The sequence below is a fragment of the Lentzea roselyniae genome (assembly GCF_039537795.1).
GTDB lineage: Bacteria > Actinomycetota > Actinomycetes > Mycobacteriales > Pseudonocardiaceae > Lentzea > Lentzea atacamensis.
In genome coordinates this window covers 26,126-45,722 of the sequence record NZ_BAABBE010000043.1, presented here as the reverse complement: position 1 = coordinate 45,722, position 19,597 = coordinate 26,126, and the positions used below count along the sequence as shown (strand labels likewise).

Sequence of the window (19,597 nt, the reverse complement as noted above, 5' to 3'; positions counted from 1 at the left end):
TCTGCCCAGAGTTCGCCTGAGGAGGCATGTCGTGCACGTGGTGATCATGGGATGTGGCCGGGTGGGAGCCTCCCTGGCCAGGGCCCTCGAGCGACTCGACCACCAGGTCGCCGTGATCGACAAGGACCCGCAGTCGTTCCGCAGGCTCGGCAGCGACTTCCACGGCCAGCAGGTCGTCGGCAACGGTTTCGACCGGAACGTCCTGATCGAGGCCGGCGTGGAGCGCGCGGGCGCGTTCGCGGCGGTCTCGAGCGGCGACAACTCGAACATCATCTCGGCGCGGGTCGCGCGGGAGACTTTCGGCGTCGAGCACGTAGTCGCCCGCATCTACGACCACAAGCGCGCCGCCGTGTACGAGCGGCTGGGCATCCCGACCGTGGCGACCGTGCCGTGGAGCACAGACCGGTTCCTGCGCATGCTGCTGCCCGAGGGTGCGGCGACCGCTTGGCGCGACCCGTCCGGCACCGTCGCGGTGCTGCCGATCGAGGTCGACGAGATGTGGGTCGGGCGGCCCGTGTTCGAGCTGGAAGGCGCGATCGGCGCGCGGGTGGCGTTCCTGATGCGGTTCGGCACGGGTGTGCTGCCCGACGCCAAGACCGTCGTGCAGGCCGACGACACCATCTACGTGGCGGCGCTGTCCGGCACGATCACCGACGTCGCGGCGGCGGCGCTGCAGGCACCGGAGGAGAGCTGATGCGGGTCGCGATCGCGGGTGCGGGCGCGGTGGGCCGGTCCATCGCGCAGGAGCTCGTCTCGGACGGGCACCAGGTGATGCTGATCGAGCGGGACCGGGCGCACTTCGACCCGAACTCCGTCGAGCAGGCCGAGTGGGTGCAGGCCGACGCGTGCGAGCTGTCCTCTTTGGAGGACGCGGGCATGCACCTGTGCGACGTGGTGATCGCCGCGACCGGTGACGACAAGGTCAACCTCGTGGTGTCGCTGCTGGCGAAGACCGAGTTCGCGGTCCGTCGTGTCGTCGCGCGCGTGAACGACCCGACGAACGAGTGGCTCTTCACCGAGTCGTGGGGTGTCGACGTCGCCGTGTCGACGCCGCGGTTGCTGGCCGCGATGGTCGAGGAGTCCGTGACGATCGGTGACGTCGTGCGGCTGCTCACGCTGCGGCAAGGGCAGGCGAACCTCGTGGAGATCACCCTCGACGAGTCGACGCCTTTCGCCGGCCGCGCCGTCTCGGAGCTGACGCTGCCCCGCGACGCCGCGCTGGTGACGATCCTGCGCGGCGGACGGGTCATCGTGCCGCAGCCGGACGACACGCTCGAGGGCGGCGATGAGCTGTTGTTCGTCACCACCGCCGCCGTCGAGCAGGACATCAAAACCGCACTCGGGTATTAGTGCCTTGACCTCCGGTCGGTGCCCCGTATTTCGACGGTCAGACGGGTGCATCGCGGTGCCGGCCCCCGCCCCTCATATCGGGCATATGGGGGGCGGGGGCCGGTGCCGCGAGGTGCTCTGCTGAGCGCCGGAAGACGCGGCACCGACCGGCGGTCACGGCACTACACCCACCAGTACTGGTTGCCGCCTCCGTGGCAGTCCCAGAGCTGGACTGACGCGCCCTGCCACCAGTTCGCGCCCGCGATCTCGACGCACCGGTAGCCCTGCATCCACACCCGGATCCTGCCGATCTCGGAGGAGTTCGAGGCCGGCCGGTAGAAGGTCTGGTGGCCGGGCCTGTTCGGGTCGCAGTCGTACATCTGCAGGTGGGCCCCGTTGTCACCGTTGCCCCAGGCGGCGGTGAGGCATCTGCCGCCGTCGGCGTTGCGCAGCCGCAGCCCGTCCCAGTACCAGCGCTGGGTCGGGGCGTTCACGCAGTCGACCATGATGACGCCGGCGCCGTTCTGCCCGGTGGAGGCGGTCATGCACCGGCCGTTGAACTTCGACTGGACGTAGGCCCCCGTCTGCGCGCCCGCCGAGGCGGACGTGCCGACGAGCAGGCCGCCCGAGACGAGCGCGAGCGAGGCCAGGAGCGCAATCCTGCGAATCAGAGGTTTCATGCGGACCTGACGCTCGCCGCGCCCGCCCTGATACAGCTCGCGTGAGGGTGCGTTCCAACGCTGGTGGTTACCGCCCGCGCAGTCCCACAGCTGCACGCTCGCGCCCTGCCACCAGTTCGCGCCGGAGATCTCCACGCACCGGTTGGGGCTCATCATCGTCCGCAGCCTGCCGACCTCCTCCGGAGTGGACGCCGGGCGGTAGAACATCTGGCTGCCCCAGTCCCTGTTGCAGTCCCACATGTGCAGAGCGGCACCGTTCTCGCCGTTGCCCCACGCGGCGGTCAGGCACTTGTTGCTGTGCACGTTGCGCAGGTGCAGCGGCTGCTGCGGGTCCCAGTTCCACAGCTGGCTGGTCGCGCCCTGACAGTCGACCATCAGCACCCCCGCGCCGTTGGCCGCGTTGTAGTCCGAGACCGTGAGGCACCTGTTGTTGTGGCGCGACGAGATCTGGAAACCGGACTCGGCGGCGCCCGCCGACGGGACGTGACGCTCGCGGAGCGCCTGTGCCGTGCCGCTGTCGAGGCGAGCGGTCTGGGCCGGATCTGGTCTTCGACACGATCGCGCTCGCGAGCCTCGCGTGCGCCGCGGCGCTCTGTGGCGATGACGACCTCGCCTGGAAAGCCCTTGCCCGTGCCGAGAAGACACATCGCCCGGCCTGGCGGGTGATCGGGACGACGGTGCCGGGGCCCGTCCGTGGGTGCTCGCCGCCGCGGGCGACGTCCGTGGCCCGGCCGACGCGGCGATGGCGGCCGCCGACGAGTGCGCCGAGCTGGGCGTGCACTGCGGCGAAGCCATGGCTCTGCACGACGCCGCCCGTTTCGGCGTCGACACGTCGCTGCGTCTGGCGGCCTCACGACCACCATGGACGACGCGATGACCGCGGCCTACGCGGCACATGCGACCGCACTCGCGCACGCCTCACCGACCGTTCTGGAGGCGGTGGCGACGGATTTCCTGCGGCTGGGCGCTACCCTCTACGCCGAGGAAGCCCTCGCCTCCGCCGCACGGCTGCACCGGACCCGGGGCAACGTCAGGGCCGCCTCCCAGGCCTCGGCCCGCCAGGCGTTGCTGATGCGCGACTTCGACGGCGTCAGCACTCCGGCGCTGCGCGTGGAGGACCTCACCCATCTGACTCGCCGCCAGGTGGAGGTCGCCCGCCTGGCCACGTCCGGCCTGACCAACCAGCAGATCGCCGAGAGGCTCCACACCTCGAAGCGCACGGTCGACAACCACCTGCACGCGATCTACGGCGTGCTCGGAGTGACGGGGCGCGACGAACTGCGCACCGTGCTCGGCCCGGCGTGACCCGCGTCAGCCGGAAAAGGCGCGGCCGACGCCTCCACGAGGAAGCGCCGGCCGCGGAGAACGCACGGGTCAGTCTCTGGACTTGTCGCGGGCCTCGGAGTCGACGCGCTTGAGCTCGTCCATGTCCGGAGTGAGCAGGTCGTCGGCCGTGCGGTCGAGGACCTCCTTCTCGGCGGCCGTCACCGCGGCAGCTTCCTCGGCCGCCTTCAGGCGCTTGTCGGCCCGGCGGACCGCCCACACCGTCGCCAGCAGGGCGATGGCCATCAGCGGGTAGCCCATGGCGAGGCGCGCGACCGCCAGCCAGCCGACCTGGTCCTCGTCGTAGAGCCAGCGCTGCACCACGAAGCGGGCGAAGAAAACGAGGGCCCAGACGAAGGTGGCGATGTCGTAGTCGCGCACCGAGGCCTTGTCGGAGCGCCAGGAGCGGTCGCGGCCGTTGAGGAACGTCCACATCACACCGGCCAGGGGCCAGCGCACGATGATGGACAGCAGGAAGGCGCTGCCGTAGACGATGCTCTGCCAGATGCCGAAGAGGAAGAATCCCTTGGCCTCGCCTGTCTTGTAGGCGATGAACGCGGCGATGCCGACGCCGAAGACGGCGGAGATCGCCGGCTGGACCGTGCCCTTGCGGACGGCCAGGATCACGCCGATCACGACGGCGGCGGCGAGGGCGCTGATGATCGCGGCCATGAGGTTCTTGGCGGCGAAGTTGACGATCACGAAGACGACGACGGGCAGCGACGAGTAGAGCATTCCGCTCACGCCGCCCATCTGCTCGAGGACGGTGGGCTGCTGTTCTTCGGTCTTGGCTGAAGTCATGAAGCGTTCTGCAACTCGTAATAGGGGTTGTAGAGCACCTTGCGCCCGTCGCGCACGGCGATGCGGCCACGAGCCTTGATCGTCCGACCAGGCTCGATTCCCGCGATGCGACGGCGGCCGAGCCAGACGAGGGTCACGCCCTCGGTGCCGTCGTAGAGCTCGGCTTCCAGCGTGGCGGCCGCGTCCCTGGGGCAGAGCTCCACGCTGCGGAGCCTGCCGAGGACGGTGACCTCCTCACCGGACTTGCAGTCGCAGGCCTTCACCGCGCCGACGGCCTCCGCTTTTCGCGAGAGGTCGTCCGCGTCGAGCTCGGTGACGTCGCTGGTCAAGCGACGCACCAAGCGGCGCCAATAGCCGCTCATCCCCGACTCCTGCATTGCTCATGTGGCCCCGTGGTGTGGACCGTCTGTGAGTGAGGGTACGCACGAGGACCGACAATCTCGGGCGTGCCTGTCCACACCGTCGTGCTTCTGCCCGGAACCGCCTCGGACGAGGTGTTTGTCCGTTCTGTCTTCACCGAGCCGTTGTCCCAGGTCGGTGCCGTTCTCAACGCTCCGCGCGTCCGCACACTCAGTGAACGGTTGACGGCCCTCGAAAATGCCGCGGCAAGCCGCCCGATCGTCGTGGGCGGCGTCTCACTTGGCGCGCACGTGGCCGCGAAGTGGGCCGTGGCCAACCCGGACAGGTGCGCGGGCCTGATCCTCGCGCTGCCGGCCTGGACCGGAGCTCCCGATCGGGCACCCGCCGCGCTCGCGGCCAAGGCCAGCGCGGCGATCGTCGCGAGCCGGGGCCTCGAAACGGCGCTCGCCGGCACCACCGGCTGGCTGCACGACGAGCTGAGCAGGGCCTGGCGCGGCTACGGCGACCTGCTGGTCCCGCACCTCGAAGAAGCCGCCGAGTCGCCGGCGCCCACGCTCGACGAGCTGAAGACCCTCGACGTGCCGACGGGAATCGCCGGGTGCACCGACGACCCGGTGCACCCGATCGAGATCGCCGAGGAGTGGGCGAACGCCATCCCGCGCGCCGTGCTCACCACGACGACGCTCGACGCCTACCCGCACGCACTGGGGCGCGCGGTGCAGGCGTGGCGACAGGCGGGCTAGCCCTGCTGCTGGATGTGCCGGGCGATCGCTTCCGGCAGCTCGACCGGCAGCGGGGTGCGGGGCGGCATCGGCTGCTCACCGCGCACGACCACGGTGCCGCGCAGCATCTCCCGCAGCGCCGCGGAGTTCTGCTCGAAGTGCTCCTCCGGGCCGGCCGCGACACCGCGCAGCATCCAGCGCGGGCCGTCGACGCCGACGAAGAGGATCTGCACGCCCTGGTTGCGCGCGGTGATCTCCTCGCCCCACTCGCCGTTCTCGCGGTTGATGCGGGCGCCGTCCTCCTTCAGGCCGGCGATCAGTTCGGCGCCGACCTCCTTCCAGAGGCCACCCGACTTCGGCGCGGCGAACGCGCTGACCGTCAGCTGCCCAACGGGTGTGAGGACGTGCACCGCGCGCACGGCACCGGTCTGCTGGTCCATCTCGACCTGCAGCTGGGCCTCGTCCGGCATCGGCAGGAGCACCGATCCCAGGTCGAGCCGCTGCACATCGTCACGGGGAGCCATCGTCGAGTCCCACGGGCCCTCGACGTCGTCGAAGACCTCGTCGTGTTCCTGACCGGTGTCGACCGCCCCCGCGGAGTGACGACCGCGCTTGCGGCGCCTTCCGAACATCCCTTACCCCTCGGTCTCTGTTAGCGCTGTACGGGCGAGCACCACGTGCCCGCCGGTCGAGCCGTAGCCTCCCGCACCGCGTTCCGTCTCCGGCAACGCGTCGACCTCGCGGAACACCGCGTGCTCGACGCGTTGCACGACGAGCTGGGCGATCCGGTCGCCGCGCGACAGCTCGATCGGCTCACGGAGATCATGGTTCACGAGGCAAACGCGGATCTCACCGCGGTAGCCGGAATCGATCGTGCCGGGCGTGTTGACCACGCTCAACCCGACCCTCGCGGCCAGACCGGAACGGGGGTGCACGAACCCTGCGTACCCCACCGGGAGCGCGATGGCGACACCGGTGCCGACGACCGCGCGCTCGCCTGGTGGAATGACCACGTCCGACGTGGTGACCAGATCGGCGCCCGCGTCGCCGGGACGGGCGTAGGCGGGCACGGGAACCCCCGGATCGAGCCGGGTCAGCAACACCTCGACGCTGGACACGGCGGGCGAGATTACCCTGACGACGTGAGTGAGACTGCCGTGACCGCCACTACGACCTTCCGCGAGCGCCTGTACGTGACGTGGTGGATCTGGCCGCTGCCGCTGCTGGCGGCCGCGCTGCTGGCCGCCGAGGTGCACATGGGCTTCCCCGGTGTCCGCTCCTGGCTGCCGTACGTGATCCTGCTGCCGCTCACGGTCGTGCTGATCGTGCGCATGGGGTCGACGAAGGTCGAGGTGTCCGACGGCGAGCTGCGGGCCGGTGACGCGCACATCCCGCTGGACCTGCTCGGCGACGTCGAGATCATCGCCCCCGAGGACCGGCGCAAGGCCATGGGCCCGCACCTCGACCCGGCGGCGTACGTCGTGCACCGCGGCTGGGTGAAGCCGCTCGTGCGGGTGCGCGTGAACGACCCGGACGACTCGACGCCGTACTGGGTGATCAGCACGCGGCGCCCGGAGGAGCTCGCCGCCGCGATCAAGTCCTGAGAACACAACTGGGCGCCACCCGTGCGGGTGAGCGCCCAGTTTTCTCGGCTTTGGAGATCAAGCACAGTCGCGGCAGATGTACACGCCGTTGTTGTCCTCGGCGAGCCTGCTGCGGTGGTGCACCAGGAAGCACTTCGAGCACGTGAACTCGTCGGCCTGCTTGGGCAGGACCTTGAACGTGAGCTCCTCACCGGACAGATCCGCGCCGGGCAGCTCGAAGTTCTCCGCGCTCGCGTCCTCGTCGACGTCGACGACGCCGGACTGCGTCTCGTTCCGCCGGGCCTTCAACTCCTCGAGGGAGTCCTCAGCGAGTTCGTCCGCCTCGCTGCGACGCGGCGCGTCGTAGTCGGTCGCCATCTTCTTCACCCCTGCGGTCTACGGAGACTGTTCGTGTCGCTGGTTAACGCTCCAGCGCCCTCTTTTGTGCCCCACGTCAAGGTGACGTAGGTCTCTCCCTCCCGGTGGCAAGCCAACCCCCTAGACGTGACCGTCGGCTTGATCCACATGTGGGCGGAGCGCGCAGAGGGTAGCTCATTGTCCGAGTGACTCGACATCGGGTTACCCCTTACCGACCGGATGGGTAACACAACCTTTCTACGCTGGACCGATACCCTGTGCGGGAGCACGTGAACCCCGGCGTGCAACCTGACGCCGGGCCGGTACCGTCCTGACTGTGAGCAATCAGGGAGGTGCGGTCGGTCACGCCCGCCAGGGCGCGCGACAGCCGGGCAGGGCCTAGGCTGATCACAGGGGACGGAACACGGGGAGGGCTTCGGACGTGGGACCCGCATCGGGAAGCTTGACGCCATACAAACGGCGTCGGCCCCTGCCCGCGCTCGTCCTGTTCGCGGTGCTGTTGGTCAGTTCCGTGTTCGTGTGGGTGAAGGTGCTCGGCAACGCCAGCGACGTCGACGCGGCCATCAAGTGCAACCCACCCGGCCACGCGACCACCTCAGCCGACCCGGCCAACCCGTCGACCCCGCCTCCCCCCGCGCTCGGCACGGTGCTGGAGCACGACGCGCTGGACCGCACCGACCCGGTGCCGGTCGGCGACGTCAACTTCAAGGTCATCAACGCCTCGACGCAGCGCAACCACGCCAAGGCCGTCGCGACGATGTTCACCGAGCTCGGCCTGAAGCAGGCGGCCGACCCGGGCAACGACCCGATCTACCCGGCCGGCGACATGAACTGCCGCGGCCAGATCCGCTTCGGAGCCCCCGGCGCCCAGGCGGCCAGGACGTTGTCACTGCTGGAACCGTGCCTCGAGCTCGTGCGCGACGACCGCCAGGACGCCACCGTCGACGTGGCGATCGGCAAGAAGTTCGACGAGGTCAAGCCGAACGCCGACGCCCGCAAGGTGCTCGACCAGCTCAAGGAGTGGGCCGAGCAGCAGCCGGAGCAGCAGGGCGGCCAGGTGGCGGCGGCCACCCCGCCGACGCTGAACGCGGACAACCTCGCCGGCGCCCGCGACGTGACCTGCTGACTTTCCCCTTCACCGTGGACGTCTGATCCCCTGCCAGCGAACACGTCTCGTGGCGAGGCTCGCCCGTGCATCCTTCGGCGTTCTGTGCTGGGACCTGAGATGGGTGTGGTTCAGCCTGAAGTTCGACGCCGTCCTGCCGGTGTGATCACGTGGTCATCTCGACGCCCTAGTGAGCACAGTGCTGGGACCTGCACAACGTCTGGTCGATCATGCTGGCGAGGTTCCTCGCACCTGGTCGTGTTCCCGTCACCCGAACCGTTCATCCGGGGCTGTCGCACGCTGCACCGCACGACACCACCAAATCAACGCACCACGTCACCAACCAACGCGTGACGCCGTACCGAGCGCGCACCTGTAAAGGTGCCGTGCGTGTCACCGGTCCGCGACGCTCCACAAAGTCACAGTTCAGAGCACTAATATATTGGTTATGCAAAAGACGTTTGCGGACGTCCGCAAACGTGTTTTGCATAAGCCCCTCGATGCAGGGCCAATCAGACCTTGCCGAAGCCCGACTCGACGAGCGCGTTGTACATGGCGTCGGCGATACCCGGCGCGGCCGCGAACGTCGCGTCCTCCCCCAGCTCCGGCGACGACCCCGGCAGCCGCACGACGGCACCGGCCTCGGCAGCGATCAGCCCACCGGCGGCCCAGTCCCACCGCCCCAGCGCGTGCTCCGCGTAGGCGTCGAGCCGACCGGCGGCCACCGAGCAGAGATCCAGTGACGCGGCACCGGCCCGCCGCAGGTCACGCACCCGTGTCGCCATGGCCGCCCACGTGTCGGCTTGCCGCTGACGCCGCTCCGGCCGGTACGCGAACCCGTAACCGAGCAACGACAGCGACAGATCGGTAGCCGTGGACACGCGCAACGGAGAGCCGTCCAGGAAAGCGCCGTACCCGCGGGCCGCCGTCCACACCCGGCCGGTCGCCGGCTCCACGACGGCGCCCGCGACCGACTCACCGTCGAGCTGCGCGGCGATCGACACCGAGTACCAGGGGATGCCGTAGAGGTAGTTGACGGTGCCGTCGATGGGGTCGACGACCCACGTGAGCCCCTCCACGACCGTGCCGCCCTCTTCTTCGCCGAGCACAGGCTCGCCGGGACGCAACTCGGACAGACGCGTCCGGACGAGTTGTTCTGAGGCGCGGTCCGCGGCGGTCACGACGTCCGTCGAGGTGCTTTTCGTGTCGAACGACACCACCGCGGAAGCGCGCATCCGCTGAACAAGAGCACCCGCTTCCCGTCCGATGTCCGTCGCGATGTCTACGAGTGGCCGGGGGTCGAACACGACCGGTTCCCTCCTACGTCACTAGCACGGGACTATCGGACAACGTCAGGCTAATGTCTGCGCACCACGGTTACTGAATCGAAGCCAGCAGGATCGAGTAGGAAGGACCACGGGGATGGGCATCACCCGCGGGTTCGGTGTGGACATCGGCGGCTCCGGAGTCAAGGGCGGCCTGGTCGACCTCGAAGCAGGAACACTGGACGGCGAACGCATGCGGATCCCCACGCCTCAGCCCTCGACGCCGGACGCGGTGGCCGACGTCGTCGCCGAGATCGTCGAGAAGTTCCAGTGGGACGGCCCCGTCGGCGTCACGCTCCCCTGCGTGGTCAAGCACGGTGTGGCTCTGAGCGCGGCGAACGTCGACAAGGGCTGGATCAACTGTGACGCCCAGCAGCTCTTCGCCGAGCGCCTCAAGCGCAAGCCCGAGGACATCGTCGTGATGAACGACGCGGACGCGGCCGGCATCGCCGAGATGTCGTTCGGCGCGGGCGTCGGCAAGAACGGCACCGTGGTGCTGCTGACCTTCGGCACGGGCATCGGCAGCGCGGTGTTCCTCGACGGCAAGCTCGTCCCGAACACCGAGTTCGGCCACCTCCAGGTCGACGGGCACGACGCGGAGAAGCGCGCGGCCGCGTCGGTGAAGGAGGACAAGGGCCTGTCCTGGGAGGAGTGGACGCCGCGGGTCACGCGGTACATCAACGTCCTCGAGGACCTCATCTGGCCCGATCTGATCATCGCCGGCGGTGGCGTCAGCAAGAAGGCGCACAAGTGGTTGCCGCTGCTCGAGGTGCGCACCGAGGTTGTCGCGGCCGCGCTGAAGAACGACGCCGGCATCGTCGGTGCCGCATGGGCCGCCGCACACGGCGTCAGGCCGTAGCCGCCGACACCGAAACGTGTCCGACCCGATCTAGCTGCGAGAACGCAGGTGAGCGCGCCCCGAACGACCTCGGGGCGCAACACCGCGTCACCGACGTCGTTACAATGGAACGCACACCCGCCAAGCAAGATCGGCGGGGAGATCCCCTGAACTCTGGCGACCGAGGTTTCGCGCCCTCTGGTTTGCCTTGAACGACCGTCGCGAAAGGGCGTACGTGGCAGCCGCAGAAACCGCAACCCGACGCTCCAGCTCCGCCGCGAGCGCCGCCAAGACGACCAAGGCGACCGCGGCCGGCGAGGCCGAGGAGAAGCCGAAGCGCAAGACGACCGCTGCGGCAGCGAAGAAGCCCGCCGCCAAGGCCGCCGGCGCGAAGACCCCGCGCAAGACGGCCGGCAAGGCCGATCCTGCCGCGAAGGGCGCGACCAAGAAGGCCGACGGCGACGAGCCGGAGGACATGGAAGGCGCTCCCGGCGCCGAAGACCTGGCCGAGGACGTCGAACTGGTCGACGAGCCCCTGGTGGACGAGCCGGAGGAGGCGGAGGACCCCAAGAACGAGGGTGACTTCGTCTGGGACGAGGAGGAGTCCGAGGCCCTGCGCCAGGCGCGCAAGGACGCGGAGCTCACCGCCTCGGCCGACTCCGTCCGCGCCTACCTCAAGCAGATCGGCAAGGTCGCCCTCCTCAACGCCGAGGAGGAGGTCGAGCTCGCCAAGCGCATCGAGGCGGGTCTCTACGCCGCCGAGCGCGTGCGCCGCGCTGAGGAGGAGGCGGAGAAGCTCACCCCGCAGCTGCGCCGCGACCTGCGCTGGATCGTCCGTGACGGCGAGCGCGCCAAGAACCATCTGCTCGAGGCGAACCTGCGTCTCGTCGTGTCGCTGGCCAAGCGCTACACCGGCCGCGGCATGGCGTTCCTGGACCTGATCCAGGAGGGCAACCTGGGCCTGATCCGCGCCGTCGAGAAGTTCGACTACACCAAGGGCTACAAGTTCTCCACGTACGCCACCTGGTGGATCCGGCAGGCGATCACCCGCGCGATGGCCGACCAGGCCCGCACCATCCGCATCCCGGTGCACATGGTCGAGGTCATCAACAAGCTGGGTCGCATCCAGCGCGAGCTGCTGCAGGACCTGGGCCGCGAGCCCACGCCGGAAGAGCTCGCCAAGGAAATGGACATCACGCCCGAGAAGGTGCTGGAGATCCAGCAGTACGCGCGTGAGCCCATTTCGCTGGACCAGACGATCGGCGACGAGGGCGACAGCCAGCTCGGCGACTTCATCGAGGACTCCGAGGCCGTCGTCGCGGTCGACGCCGTCTCGTTCACGCTGCTGCAGGACCAGCTGCAGTCCGTGCTCGCGACGCTGTCCGAGCGCGAGGCGGGCGTCGTCCGCCTGCGGTTCGGCCTCACCGACGGCCAGCCGCGCACGCTGGACGAGATCGGCCAGGTCTACGGCGTCACGCGTGAGCGCATCCGCCAGATCGAGTCCAAGACGATGTCGAAGCTGCGTCACCCGTCGCGCTCGCAGGTCCTGCGCGACTACCTCGACTAGGTCTCACTGAGGCATACGCAGAGATCCCCGCACCGGTTCGGTGCGGGGATCTTCTTTTTCCGGGAGTTCCCCCGGAACCGGATCGCGCGCTGTGACCAGGCGTGATCGGACGTATGCAGAAAGATGAGTACCCATGTACAGGAAACATGGGCAGGTCAGTGCTCGAAGGGGCTTTCTCACTGCTGGACAAGCTGATGGACGAGGGTGAGCTGGGGCTCACGCAACTCGCCGACCGCTGCGAGATGCCGAAGAAGACGGTGCACCGTCTTCCGGACCAGATGGAGGTCCTCGGCGCGGTCGAGAACGTGCGCGGCCGCTACCGCATCGGTGCGCGGATGTTCCGGCTCGGGCAGTCGTGGGAACCGGTTCCGGGGATCATGCGGGTGGCACGCCAGCCGCTGCGCGCGTTGTCCGCGACCATCAGGACGTCGACGATCCTCGCGGTGCCCCGGCGTGACCGGGTGCTCGTCGCCGCGGCGAGCATCGTGCGCGCGGAGGACGTGGCACGGCTGCGTCCCGGCGCCACGGTTCCGGCGGGCATGGAGTTCGTCAGCGCTCCGGTGCGCACGGCGACCAGCAGCGTCGTCGGCACCGTCTCCGCGGTGCTCGACAGCGGCCGCAGCGCCACCGCTCTGAAGGAGGCGGTGGGGCACGCCGCACGGGCGATCAGCGCGGCCCTCGCGAGCTGATCGGACGGTGCGATCCGGGAGTTTGATCACGGTCCCGCGTCCGAATCGTGGGACGTTCGTGACCTGTTCGCTGCGGGCGGACAAGGGCAACCGATATCACACTCACGGTCGCACGCAACCGACCGAACAGCCCGAATCCACTGCTCCACCAGCGGGTTTTCGGTTGCTCTCCGTGCGTGTCAAGACGGTGAACCGGTGGCAAATGCGAGTGTGAACCTGCTGCAGACGGGTAAATCGCATAGTGACGCGAGTCGCCACGCACACGGGAACACTGACTATCGCCAGAACGTCTGTCAGAGTGGAGCCAGCGAGCACCGCGCACCAGCCAGGGGCGCCGTGGTCGCAGCTTGGTAAGAGGGCACCGAAACACTTCGTATCGGTGCTGGGACGGAGGGAGATCCATCATGACTGCAGCACTCACCCGCCCCGAGTTGACCGCTGCCGACCGCTGCGACCGCTGCGGGGCTGCTGCCCAGGTTCGCGCAATTCTCCCGTCCGGGGGCGAGCTGCTGTTCTGCGGGCACCACTCCCGCGCACACAGCGAAAAGTTGCGCGAACTCGCTGCTGAGATTCAGCAGGGCTGACTTCCACCCCACCTAGCCGCTCGGGGCGGAGATCCTCACTGGATCTCCGCCCCCTTCGCTTTTACAGCGCGTCCAGCACGGGTTCGAAGGCCAGTTCGGCCGCACCGATCAGCTTGGCGTCGCGGCCCAGCGGCGACGTCACGATCTGCGTGCCGCCGACCGCTCGGGACACCAGACTCCGTTGCTGCACAACGGTGCCCACCGAGTCCACGAGCGACGCAGGCAGCGCGGTGTAGAGATCGCCCAGCACGACGAGCTCCGGCCCCAGCACGTTGACGATGTTCGCGAGTCCCAGCGCCAGCCAGTCCGCGAACTCACTGAGCACCGACGGGTCGTCCAACGCCCGCAACGCCGCGACGACGGCACCGCGCGGCGCGTCGTCCGGCAGCCCCAGGGCCCGGCACAGCGCCGGTTCGCCGACCTCGGTCTCCCAGCACCCCTCGCAGCCGCAGTAGCAACGACGACCGCCGGGACGCACGACCATGTGCCCCAGCTCACCGACGTAACCGCCGGCGCCGCGCAACGGCTGCCCCGACAGGATCACTCCGCCGCCGACGCCGACGTCCGCGGAGATGTAGACCATGTCCGAGGACGACTGAGCCGCGCCGCGCACGTGCTCCGCCAGCGCTCCGAGCTCCGCGTCGTTGCCGACCTGGACCGGCAGCTTCAGCACCGCCTCGAGGCGTTTGCCGAGCGCGACCCCGGACCAGTGCAGGTTCGGCGCCTCGTGCACCTGGCCGTCCGAGCGCCGGACGACACCAGGCACCGACACGCCGACCCCGACCGCGGTGACGTCGAGGTCGTCGGCCATGAGGCGCGCCGACTCGACGATGTGCGTGATGACCTCTCCCGGATCACGCGTCCGGTGATGCAGGTTCCAGCTGTCCCGTCCGAGGATCTCCCCGCCGAGGCCGACGAACCCCATCGCCACCTGCTCCACCCGCACGTCGATCGCGATCACGACCGCGGCGTGCGGCTGGGGCAGGACGAGCAACGAGGGGCGGCCGGCACCGCTGCGCTGAGCGGGCACGCGTTCGGCCACCACACCGGCTTCGGCGAGGCCGTCCACCAGGGCCTTGATCGTGCTGCGGTTGAGCCCGAGCTCAGCCGCGAGCGACGCCCTGGTGGACGGTCCGTCGACGTGCAGGCGACGCAGCAGCGCCGTCCTGTTGTGCCTGCGGATCTCGTCTGGACGGGTGCCGGACGTAGGTCCTGTCACCGCGTCATCGAGCCGCGTTGGCCGCCCGGCGGCGGGACAACGCGTCGACGCTCGCGGCGAGCAGGAGGACCAGACCGGTCACGATGAACACGACCGCGGCTGGCTGCCTGAGCAGGCCCATGCCGTTCTGGATGATCGCGAGGACCGCGCCACCGATGACCGCGTCACGCAGCCGGCCCTTGCCGCCGAACAGCGACGTGCCACCGATGACGGCCGCACCGACCGACAGCAGCAGCGTGTTGCCGCCACCGGCGTTCGGGTCGACCGAGCCGACCTTGGACGAGTACACGATCGCGCCGATCGCTGCCGCCGAGGAGGCGATCACGAAGACGCTCATCCGGATCCGCTCGACGTTGATACCGGCGCGCCGCGCGGCTTCCTTGTTGCCACCGACGGCGTAGATGTGCCGGCCGTAGCTCGTGCGGTCGAGCACGAACGTGCCGATCACGAGCAGCACCAGCACCAGCGGCACCACGTACGGGACGCCCTGGATCACCACGAGGTTGCTCTGCGCCCGGTTCAGCGAGAGCGCGTAGGTGATGACCGCCGCCAGCACCGCAAGTGCACCGATCTTGGCCAGCACCAGCGTGGTGGGCTGGGCCACGAGTCCCTTGCGCAGCCGGGAGAAGTGCCGGGTGAGCACGACCGCCGCGTAGCCACCGATGGCGATGACGAACAACGCCCAGGAACCCAGGAAGTCCAGGTTGCCGTTGGCGACGTTGAAGATCGTGTCGTCACGCAGGCCGAGCGTGCCGCCCTGGCCGATGAGCTGCAGCACGACACCGCCCCAGACCAGGAACAGCGCCAGGGTCACGACGAACGACGGGATGCCGACCTTCGCGACCAGGAAGCCGGTGACGCAGCCGATGGCCGCGCCGACGCAGACCGCGAGCAGCATCTCCAGCCAGGCGTTCGCGGGAATGCCGATCGCGGCGATGACCAGCGCGACGGCCGACAGCGCGGCGCCCGCCCAGATCTTCATCAGCACCGCGAGCACGATCGCGAGCACCAGCAGGCCGCAGAACACGTAGAACACCGTGTCGCCCATGCCGCCGAGCAGGTTGCCGTTGTGGATCAGGTGCAGTGCCATGACCGACGCGGTCACACCGGACGCGGTACCGGCCGACAGGTCGATCTCGCCGAGCAGCAGCACGAACACCAGGCCCATCGCGATGATCGTGATGCTGGCGCCCTGCTGGAGCAGGTTGGCGAGGTTGCCGAGGGTGAAGAACGTGTCGGACAACGAACTGAACACGATGAGCAGCACGACGAGCCCGAGCAGCGCGGGCAGCGACCCGAGCTCGCCGCCGCGGACCCTGGCCCAGTAGTCGCGCACCGCTTCGCCGGTGGACTGCGACGTCGTGTCGATGCCGAAGTCGGAGATGGCGCCCTGCGGGGTGTCCTGCGCGGGCGTCTCGGTGGTGTTGGTCATGCTCGCCTCTTCGGAACTCATCAGATCGTCGCCGCCTCGGGGCGGGCGATGCCCAGGTCACCGGAACGGCCCGCGGTGATCAGCTCGACCACCTGGCCGTGCGTGACGTCCTTCGACCCGACCACTGCCGCCATCCGGCCCAGGTACAGGCACGCGATGCGGTCGGCGACCTCGAACACGTCGTTCATGTTGTGGCTGATCAGGACGACCCCGAGGCCCTGCTCCGCAAGCCGGCGGACCAGGTCGAGCACCTGGCGCGTCTGTGCGACGCCGAGTGCCGCGGTGGGCTCGTCGAGCAGCACGACCTTGCTGTTCCACAGCACGGCCTTGGCGATCGCGACGGTCTGGCGCTGACCGCCGGACAGCGACGAGACCTGCGTGCGCACCGACTTGACCGTGCGGACCGACAGCGAGGCCAGCGTCTTGCGCGCCGCCTGCTCCATGTCCGTCTCGTCGAGCAGGCCGGCCTTGGTGCGTTCGCGGCCGAGGAACATGTTCTGGACGATGTCGAGGTTGTCGGCCAGCGCGAGGTCCTGGTAGACGACCTCGATCCCGAGCGCCGCGGCGTCGCGCGGGCCCTTGATGTGCACCGGCTGTCCCTCGAACAGGACCTCACCCGAGTCGGTCGGGTGGATGCCCGCGATGCACTTGACCAGCGTCGACTTGCCCGCGCCGTTGTCGCCGACGAGTGCGGTGACCTCGCCGGGGTTGACGGTGAGGTCGATGTCGTGCAGGACGTGCACGGGACCGAAGCTCTTGTTGATGCCGCGCAGCTCGAGAATCGGCTCGCTCACTGGGGATTCCTCCGTGGTTACCACGCGCCGAGGCGGGGTGCGCAGGTGCCGCACCCCGCCTTGACGCAAGCGGTCCTACTTGATGCCGAGCTCGGTGCAGGCGGCCTGGGTGTCGGCCACGCAGATGTCCGAGGCCTTGACGAAGCCCGCGTCCACGACGGACTTGACCTTGTCCTTGGTGATCAGCTGAGCCGTCAGCAGGACGGACTTGACGTCGCGGTTGCCCTTGTCGTCCTTCACCTTGCCGGTCGCGAGAGCGTCAGCGGCGGCGGTGTCGCCCTTGGCGAGCGCGGCGGCCAGCTTGGCGGCGGCCTCGGCCTCGTCCTTGATCGGCTTGAAGACGGTCATGTACTGGTCACCGCGGAGCACGGCCTGCAGGCCGTCCGGCGTGGCGTCCTGGCCCGTGACCGGAACCTTGCCGTTCAGGCCGACCTTCTTGAGGATCGTGATGACAGCGCCGGCGAGGCCGTCGTTCGCGGCGACAACGCCGTCGACCTTGCCGCCGTTGCTGGTCAGGATCTGCTCGAAGACCTGGCCGCCCTTCTGGTTGTCCCAGTTGTCGATCGGCTGGGACTGGACCAGCTTGAGCTTGCCCGAGTCGTACAGCGGCTTGAGGATGTTCTGCTGGCCCTGGTGGAACAGGGTCGCGTTGTTGTCCGTCGGCGCGCCCTCGATCTCGATGATGTTCGCGCCCTGCGGGGCGTTCTTCATCGCGTCGGCCATGCCCTGGCCCTGCAGCTCGCCGACCTTCACGTTGTCGAACGACACGTAGTAGGACGAGGAGCCGCCGGTGTTCAGGCGGTCGTAGTCGATGACCTGGATGCCCTGCGCCTGCGCCTTCTTGGCGACGGAAGCGCCGACCTCGCTGTTGGGCGTCGCGATGATCAGGACCTTGACACCGGCGTTGATCATGCCGTCGGCCAGGGTGCTGAACTTCTGGACGTCGCCCTGCGCGTTCTGGATGTCCGGGCTGAGGCCTTCCTTCTCCAGCGCTGCCTTGAGCAGCGGCTTGTCGAAGCCCTCCCAACGAGCGGAGGAGGCGGTCTCAGGAAGGATCACGCCGACCTTTGCGCCCCCGCCGCTGCCAGAATTCGTGTTCGTGCTTCCTCCACCGGAGGACGTGTTGGCGCCACACGCCGAGACCGCCAGGGCGAGGCCCGCGGCAACGGCGATGGAAGCGAGGCTCTTGCTGCGCATCCGCCATCCCTTTCACTGCGCTGTGTCACAGAGAATGTTGTGGCGCACAACGTATGCCCGACATATGCGTGACCGGAACCACACTGAACCGATTAAGTCGCAACGATGCGGTAACCGCGGCGAAATTTAGTCACCCAGAGTTGTGAGAGCGTAACCACGGCGCTACTGCATCCAGCAGCGATATATTGGATATCAGTCGTTTTTGTCCAAATCGGGGGCGACGACGGACGCGACCATCCGGCGCACGGCGTCCGCCGACGGCGGCACCTCACGGTCGGCGAAGAGGAGATGCCCGGTGCCGATGAGCATCGGTGCGGCGCCGTCGGGGTCGACGCCACCCACGCGCCCCAGCTCGCGCTCACGCTCCAGGTAGTTCCTGATCATGATCGCGGCGTCGGTCAGCACGGGAACCCCGGCCGGCCAGGTCTCACGCAGGCGCCGGCGCAGGTCGTCCCGGAAGGTCACGAGGGCGACGATCGCGACGGCCACCGAGCCGAAGACGGCGGTGATCGCCTCGGCGAGGTTGTCGACGACGGATCCACTGCCCGCGGCGTTCAGCAGCGCCTCCGCCCGCGCGTCCATCTTGTTCACGCGGTCGAGGACGAACTCCGCGAGGAAGGCGTCGAAGTCGTCGAAGTGCCGGTGCAGCACCCCCTTGGCAACACCCGCCTCGGCCGTCACCGCGCGACTGGTCAACGCACTCGGCCCGCCTTCGGCCAGCAGCCGCTCCGCCGCACCGAACAGCTGTTCTCGCACGTCGCGCAGGTGCACACCGGTGGGCACGCGGAAATCTCCTAGCTGAGTGGGCGCTTGCCCACTATGGTGGGCACATGCCCAACTTAGACGACGAGGCCTACAAGAAGCTCGGTGAACAGCTAGCCGGCTCGTTCGGCGCGGAAGCCGCCCGCTACGACCGCACCCGCCCGCCCTATCCCGCGGAACTGGTCGAACGAATCGTCTCGACGAGCCCAGGACCTCGCGTCGTCGACGTCGGCTGCGGCACCGGCAAGCTGTCCCGCCAGCTGCGCGCGGCGGGCTGCGAGGTGCTCGGCGTGGAACACGACGACCTGATGGCCGGGTTCGCCCGCGAGACGGGCGTGACGGTGGAGGTCTCGAAGTTCGAGACCTGGGACCCCGCGGGCCGCGAGTTCGACGCCGTCGTCGCCGGCCAGTCGTGGCACTGGGTCGACGCCGAGGCGGGAGCACGCCAGGTCGCCAGAGTGCTGCGGCCCGGCGGGATCTTCGTGGCTCTCTGGCACGTGTTCGCCGCCCCGGACCCGATCTCCCAGGCCGTCGCCGACGTCTACGAGAAGGTCGCACCGGAAGCCCCGCTCCGCGTCGCGCACACCCTCGAGAAGGCAGTGGCGTCCTACTCGGCGGGGTGCAAGCGCACCGCCGAGGGATTCATCGCCACCGGCGAGTTCGGCGACCCGACCGAGTGGAGCGTCCAGTGGGACCGCACCTACACGACTGCCGAGTACCTCGACCTGATCCTCACCATGAGCCCGATGGCACTGCTCACCGAGGAGCAGCTCACCAAGCTGCTGGACGGCGTCGGCGCCGCCATCGACGCCTACGGCGGCAACTTCACGTCGACCTACGAAACGCTGGCCGTCGCCGTCACCCGCAACTGATATATCGCATATCACCGCATGCAAAAAACGTTTGCGG

24 protein-coding genes are annotated in these 19,597 nt (G+C 68.9%); 12 read left to right on the top strand and 12 right to left on the bottom strand.

Going from position 1 to position 19,597, the window contains the following annotated elements; all coding sequences use genetic code 11:
* Window positions 1–31: 31 nt before the first annotated feature.
* Together ABFX45_RS41730 and ABFX45_RS41725 are read left to right on the top strand one after the other, a co-directional pair.
* Window positions 32–694, top strand: a complete 663-nt coding sequence (locus ABFX45_RS41730; RefSeq protein WP_109640400.1) for a potassium channel family protein — start codon at window positions 32–34, stop codon at window positions 692–694.
* Window positions 694–1,350 carry a potassium channel family protein gene (locus tag ABFX45_RS41725; RefSeq protein WP_109640401.1) on the top strand — a complete coding sequence of 219 codons (657 nt, stop codon included), beginning with the start codon at window positions 694–696 and terminating at the stop codon, window positions 1,348–1,350. The genes ABFX45_RS41730 and ABFX45_RS41725 overlap by 1 nt, the downstream gene beginning before the upstream one ends.
* 161 nt (window positions 1,351–1,511) lie before the next feature.
* On the opposite strand, the gene ABFX45_RS41720 is transcribed toward ABFX45_RS41725, so the two are convergent.
* Window positions 1,512–2,654 (bottom strand): RICIN domain-containing protein, encoded by a 1,143-nt coding sequence (locus ABFX45_RS41720; protein ID WP_346136473.1) that lies wholly within the window; start codon window positions 2,652–2,654, stop codon window positions 1,512–1,514.
* Window positions 2,655–2,706: 52 nt separating this feature from the next.
* On the opposite strand from ABFX45_RS41720, the gene ABFX45_RS41715 reads away from it, so the two are divergent.
* Window positions 2,707–2,886, top strand: a complete 180-nt coding sequence (locus tag ABFX45_RS41715; RefSeq protein WP_346136472.1) for a hypothetical protein — start codon at window positions 2,707–2,709, stop codon at window positions 2,884–2,886.
* Entirely contained in the window at window positions 2,883–3,314 is a 432-nt protein-coding gene (locus tag ABFX45_RS41710) for a helix-turn-helix transcriptional regulator (protein ID WP_346136470.1), read from the top strand. Before ABFX45_RS41715 ends, ABFX45_RS41710 begins: the two co-directional genes overlap by 4 nt.
* A gap of 69 nt (window positions 3,315–3,383) precedes the next feature.
* Here the strand turns inward: ABFX45_RS41710 and ABFX45_RS41705 are convergent, their stop codons facing one another.
* Together ABFX45_RS41705 and ABFX45_RS41700 are read right to left on the bottom strand one after the other, a co-directional pair.
* On the bottom strand, window positions 3,384–4,133 hold the full coding sequence (locus ABFX45_RS41705) for a DUF3159 domain-containing protein (protein ID WP_346136468.1): 750 nt from the start codon (window positions 4,131–4,133) through the stop codon (window positions 3,384–3,386).
* Window positions 4,130–4,495 carry an OB-fold nucleic acid binding domain-containing protein gene (locus ABFX45_RS41700; RefSeq protein ID WP_036013248.1) on the bottom strand — a complete coding sequence of 122 codons (366 nt, stop codon included), beginning with the start codon at window positions 4,493–4,495 and terminating at the stop codon, window positions 4,130–4,132. The genes ABFX45_RS41705 and ABFX45_RS41700 overlap by 4 nt, the downstream gene beginning before the upstream one ends.
* A gap of 84 nt (window positions 4,496–4,579) precedes the next feature.
* Between ABFX45_RS41700 and ABFX45_RS41695 the strand changes: the two genes are divergently transcribed.
* Entirely contained in the window at window positions 4,580–5,236 is a 657-nt protein-coding gene (locus tag ABFX45_RS41695; protein ID WP_346136466.1) for an alpha/beta fold hydrolase, read from the top strand.
* Here ABFX45_RS41695 and ABFX45_RS41690 read toward each other — a convergent pair.
* A complete protein-coding gene (locus tag ABFX45_RS41690) occupies window positions 5,233–5,847 on the bottom strand; it encodes a DUF3710 domain-containing protein (RefSeq protein ID WP_112229312.1) in 615 nt (204 codons plus the stop codon). The genes ABFX45_RS41695 and ABFX45_RS41690 overlap by 4 nt on opposite strands.
* A 3-nt stretch (window positions 5,848–5,850) precedes the next feature.
* Complete coding sequence (gene dut / locus ABFX45_RS41685; RefSeq protein ID WP_109640407.1) at window positions 5,851–6,333, bottom strand: dUTP diphosphatase; 483 nt, start codon at window positions 6,331–6,333, stop codon at window positions 5,851–5,853.
* Window positions 6,334–6,357: 24 nt separating this feature from the next.
* Between dut and ABFX45_RS41680 the strand changes: the two genes are divergently transcribed.
* Window positions 6,358–6,819, top strand: coding sequence for a DUF3093 domain-containing protein (locus tag ABFX45_RS41680; protein WP_346136463.1), 462 nt, complete (start codon window positions 6,358–6,360; stop codon window positions 6,817–6,819).
* Between the two features lie 57 nt (window positions 6,820–6,876).
* Here ABFX45_RS41680 and ABFX45_RS41675 read toward each other — a convergent pair whose 3' ends face one another.
* Window positions 6,877–7,176 carry a DUF4193 domain-containing protein gene (locus ABFX45_RS41675; RefSeq protein WP_030464829.1) on the bottom strand — a complete coding sequence of 100 codons (300 nt, stop codon included), beginning with the start codon at window positions 7,174–7,176 and terminating at the stop codon, window positions 6,877–6,879.
* Window positions 7,177–7,597: 421 nt separating this feature from the next.
* Here ABFX45_RS41675 and cei point away from each other — a divergent pair, with 421 nt between their 5' ends.
* Window positions 7,598–8,302: an envelope integrity protein Cei gene (gene cei, locus ABFX45_RS41670; protein ID WP_109640409.1), complete on the top strand. Its 705-nt coding sequence runs from the start codon at window positions 7,598–7,600 to the stop codon at window positions 8,300–8,302.
* A 491-nt stretch (window positions 8,303–8,793) separates the two neighbouring features.
* On the opposite strand, the gene ABFX45_RS41665 is transcribed toward cei, so the two are convergent.
* Window positions 8,794–9,588: an inositol monophosphatase family protein gene (locus ABFX45_RS41665; RefSeq protein ID WP_109640411.1), complete on the bottom strand. Its 795-nt coding sequence runs from the start codon at window positions 9,586–9,588 to the stop codon at window positions 8,794–8,796.
* Between the two features lie 115 nt (window positions 9,589–9,703).
* Here ABFX45_RS41665 and ppgK point away from each other — a divergent pair, with 115 nt between their 5' ends.
* The 4 genes from ppgK (at window position 9,704) to ABFX45_RS41645 (ending at window position 13,284) form a co-directional block, all read left to right on the top strand.
* Window positions 9,704–10,465: a polyphosphate--glucose phosphotransferase gene (ppgK, locus tag ABFX45_RS41660; protein WP_109640412.1), complete on the top strand. Its 762-nt coding sequence runs from the start codon at window positions 9,704–9,706 to the stop codon at window positions 10,463–10,465.
* A 187-nt stretch (window positions 10,466–10,652) separates the two neighbouring features.
* The gene (locus ABFX45_RS41655) at window positions 10,653–12,011 is read left to right on the top strand and encodes an RNA polymerase sigma factor (RefSeq protein ID WP_211337631.1); all 1,359 of its coding nucleotides are present in this window, start codon (window positions 10,653–10,655) and stop codon (window positions 12,009–12,011) included.
* A 146-nt stretch (window positions 12,012–12,157) separates the two neighbouring features.
* Window positions 12,158–12,700 (top strand): helix-turn-helix domain-containing protein, encoded by a 543-nt coding sequence (locus ABFX45_RS41650; RefSeq protein WP_346136460.1) that lies wholly within the window; start codon window positions 12,158–12,160, stop codon window positions 12,698–12,700.
* A gap of 404 nt (window positions 12,701–13,104) precedes the next feature.
* A complete protein-coding gene (locus ABFX45_RS41645; RefSeq protein ID WP_407657002.1) occupies window positions 13,105–13,284 on the top strand; it encodes a DUF7455 domain-containing protein in 180 nt (59 codons plus the stop codon).
* Window positions 13,285–13,345: 61 nt separating this feature from the next.
* Here ABFX45_RS41645 and ABFX45_RS41640 read toward each other — a convergent pair whose 3' ends face one another.
* The 5 genes from ABFX45_RS41640 to ABFX45_RS41620 all read right to left on the bottom strand — a co-directional run bounded on the left by ABFX45_RS41640 (window position 13,346) and on the right by ABFX45_RS41620 (window position 18,709).
* Window positions 13,346–14,503, bottom strand: coding sequence for an ROK family protein (locus ABFX45_RS41640; protein WP_346136458.1), 1,158 nt, complete (start codon window positions 14,501–14,503; stop codon window positions 13,346–13,348).
* A gap of 4 nt (window positions 14,504–14,507) precedes the next feature.
* Window positions 14,508–15,935, bottom strand: a complete 1,428-nt coding sequence (locus tag ABFX45_RS41635) for a sugar ABC transporter permease (protein WP_109640641.1) — start codon at window positions 15,933–15,935, stop codon at window positions 14,508–14,510.
* Between the two features lie 20 nt (window positions 15,936–15,955).
* A complete protein-coding gene (locus tag ABFX45_RS41630; protein WP_109640415.1) occupies window positions 15,956–16,729 on the bottom strand; it encodes an ATP-binding cassette domain-containing protein in 774 nt (257 codons plus the stop codon).
* Between the two features lie 75 nt (window positions 16,730–16,804).
* A complete protein-coding gene (locus tag ABFX45_RS41625; RefSeq protein WP_109640416.1) occupies window positions 16,805–17,926 on the bottom strand; it encodes a sugar ABC transporter substrate-binding protein in 1,122 nt (373 codons plus the stop codon).
* Between the two features lie 192 nt (window positions 17,927–18,118).
* Complete coding sequence (locus ABFX45_RS41620) at window positions 18,119–18,709, bottom strand: TetR/AcrR family transcriptional regulator (RefSeq protein WP_346136455.1); 591 nt, start codon at window positions 18,707–18,709, stop codon at window positions 18,119–18,121.
* A 47-nt stretch (window positions 18,710–18,756) separates the two neighbouring features.
* On the opposite strand from ABFX45_RS41620, the gene ABFX45_RS41615 reads away from it, so the two are divergent.
* A complete protein-coding gene (locus ABFX45_RS41615) occupies window positions 18,757–19,560 on the top strand; it encodes a class I SAM-dependent methyltransferase (RefSeq protein ID WP_346136453.1) in 804 nt (267 codons plus the stop codon).
* Window positions 19,561–19,597 lie beyond the last annotated feature (37 nt).

Bases quoted from the DNA above. Each gene is read 5' to 3' on its own strand.
- ABFX45_RS41725 (WP_109640401.1), top strand. From the start codon at position 694: ATGCGGGTCGCGATCGCGGGTGCGGGCGCGGTGGGCCGGTCCATCGCG.
- ABFX45_RS41710 (WP_346136470.1), top strand. From the start codon at position 2,883: ATGACCGCGGCCTACGCGGCACATGCGACCGCACTCGCGCACGCCTCA.
- ABFX45_RS41705 (WP_346136468.1), bottom strand. From the start codon at position 4,133: ATGACTTCAGCCAAGACCGAAGAACAGCAGCCCACCGTCCTCGAGCAG.
- ABFX45_RS41700 (WP_036013248.1), bottom strand. From the start codon at position 4,495: ATGAGCGGCTATTGGCGCCGCTTGGTGCGTCGCTTGACCAGCGACGTC.
- ABFX45_RS41690 (WP_112229312.1), bottom strand. From the start codon at position 5,847: ATGTTCGGAAGGCGCCGCAAGCGCGGTCGTCACTCCGCGGGGGCGGTC.
- ABFX45_RS41675 (WP_030464829.1), bottom strand. From the start codon at position 7,176: ATGGCGACCGACTACGACGCGCCGCGTCGCAGCGAGGCGGACGAACTC.
- ppgK (WP_109640412.1), top strand. From the start codon at position 9,704: ATGGGCATCACCCGCGGGTTCGGTGTGGACATCGGCGGCTCCGGAGTC.
- ABFX45_RS41650 (WP_346136460.1), top strand. From the start codon at position 12,158: ATGGGCAGGTCAGTGCTCGAAGGGGCTTTCTCACTGCTGGACAAGCTG.
- ABFX45_RS41645 (WP_407657002.1), top strand. From the start codon at position 13,105: ATGACTGCAGCACTCACCCGCCCCGAGTTGACCGCTGCCGACCGCTGC.
- ABFX45_RS41635 (WP_109640641.1), bottom strand. From the start codon at position 15,935: ATGACCAACACCACCGAGACGCCCGCGCAGGACACCCCGCAGGGCGCC.
- ABFX45_RS41625 (WP_109640416.1), bottom strand. From the start codon at position 17,926: ATGCGCAGCAAGAGCCTCGCTTCCATCGCCGTTGCCGCGGGCCTCGCC.
- ABFX45_RS41615 (WP_346136453.1), top strand. From the start codon at position 18,757: ATGCCCAACTTAGACGACGAGGCCTACAAGAAGCTCGGTGAACAGCTA.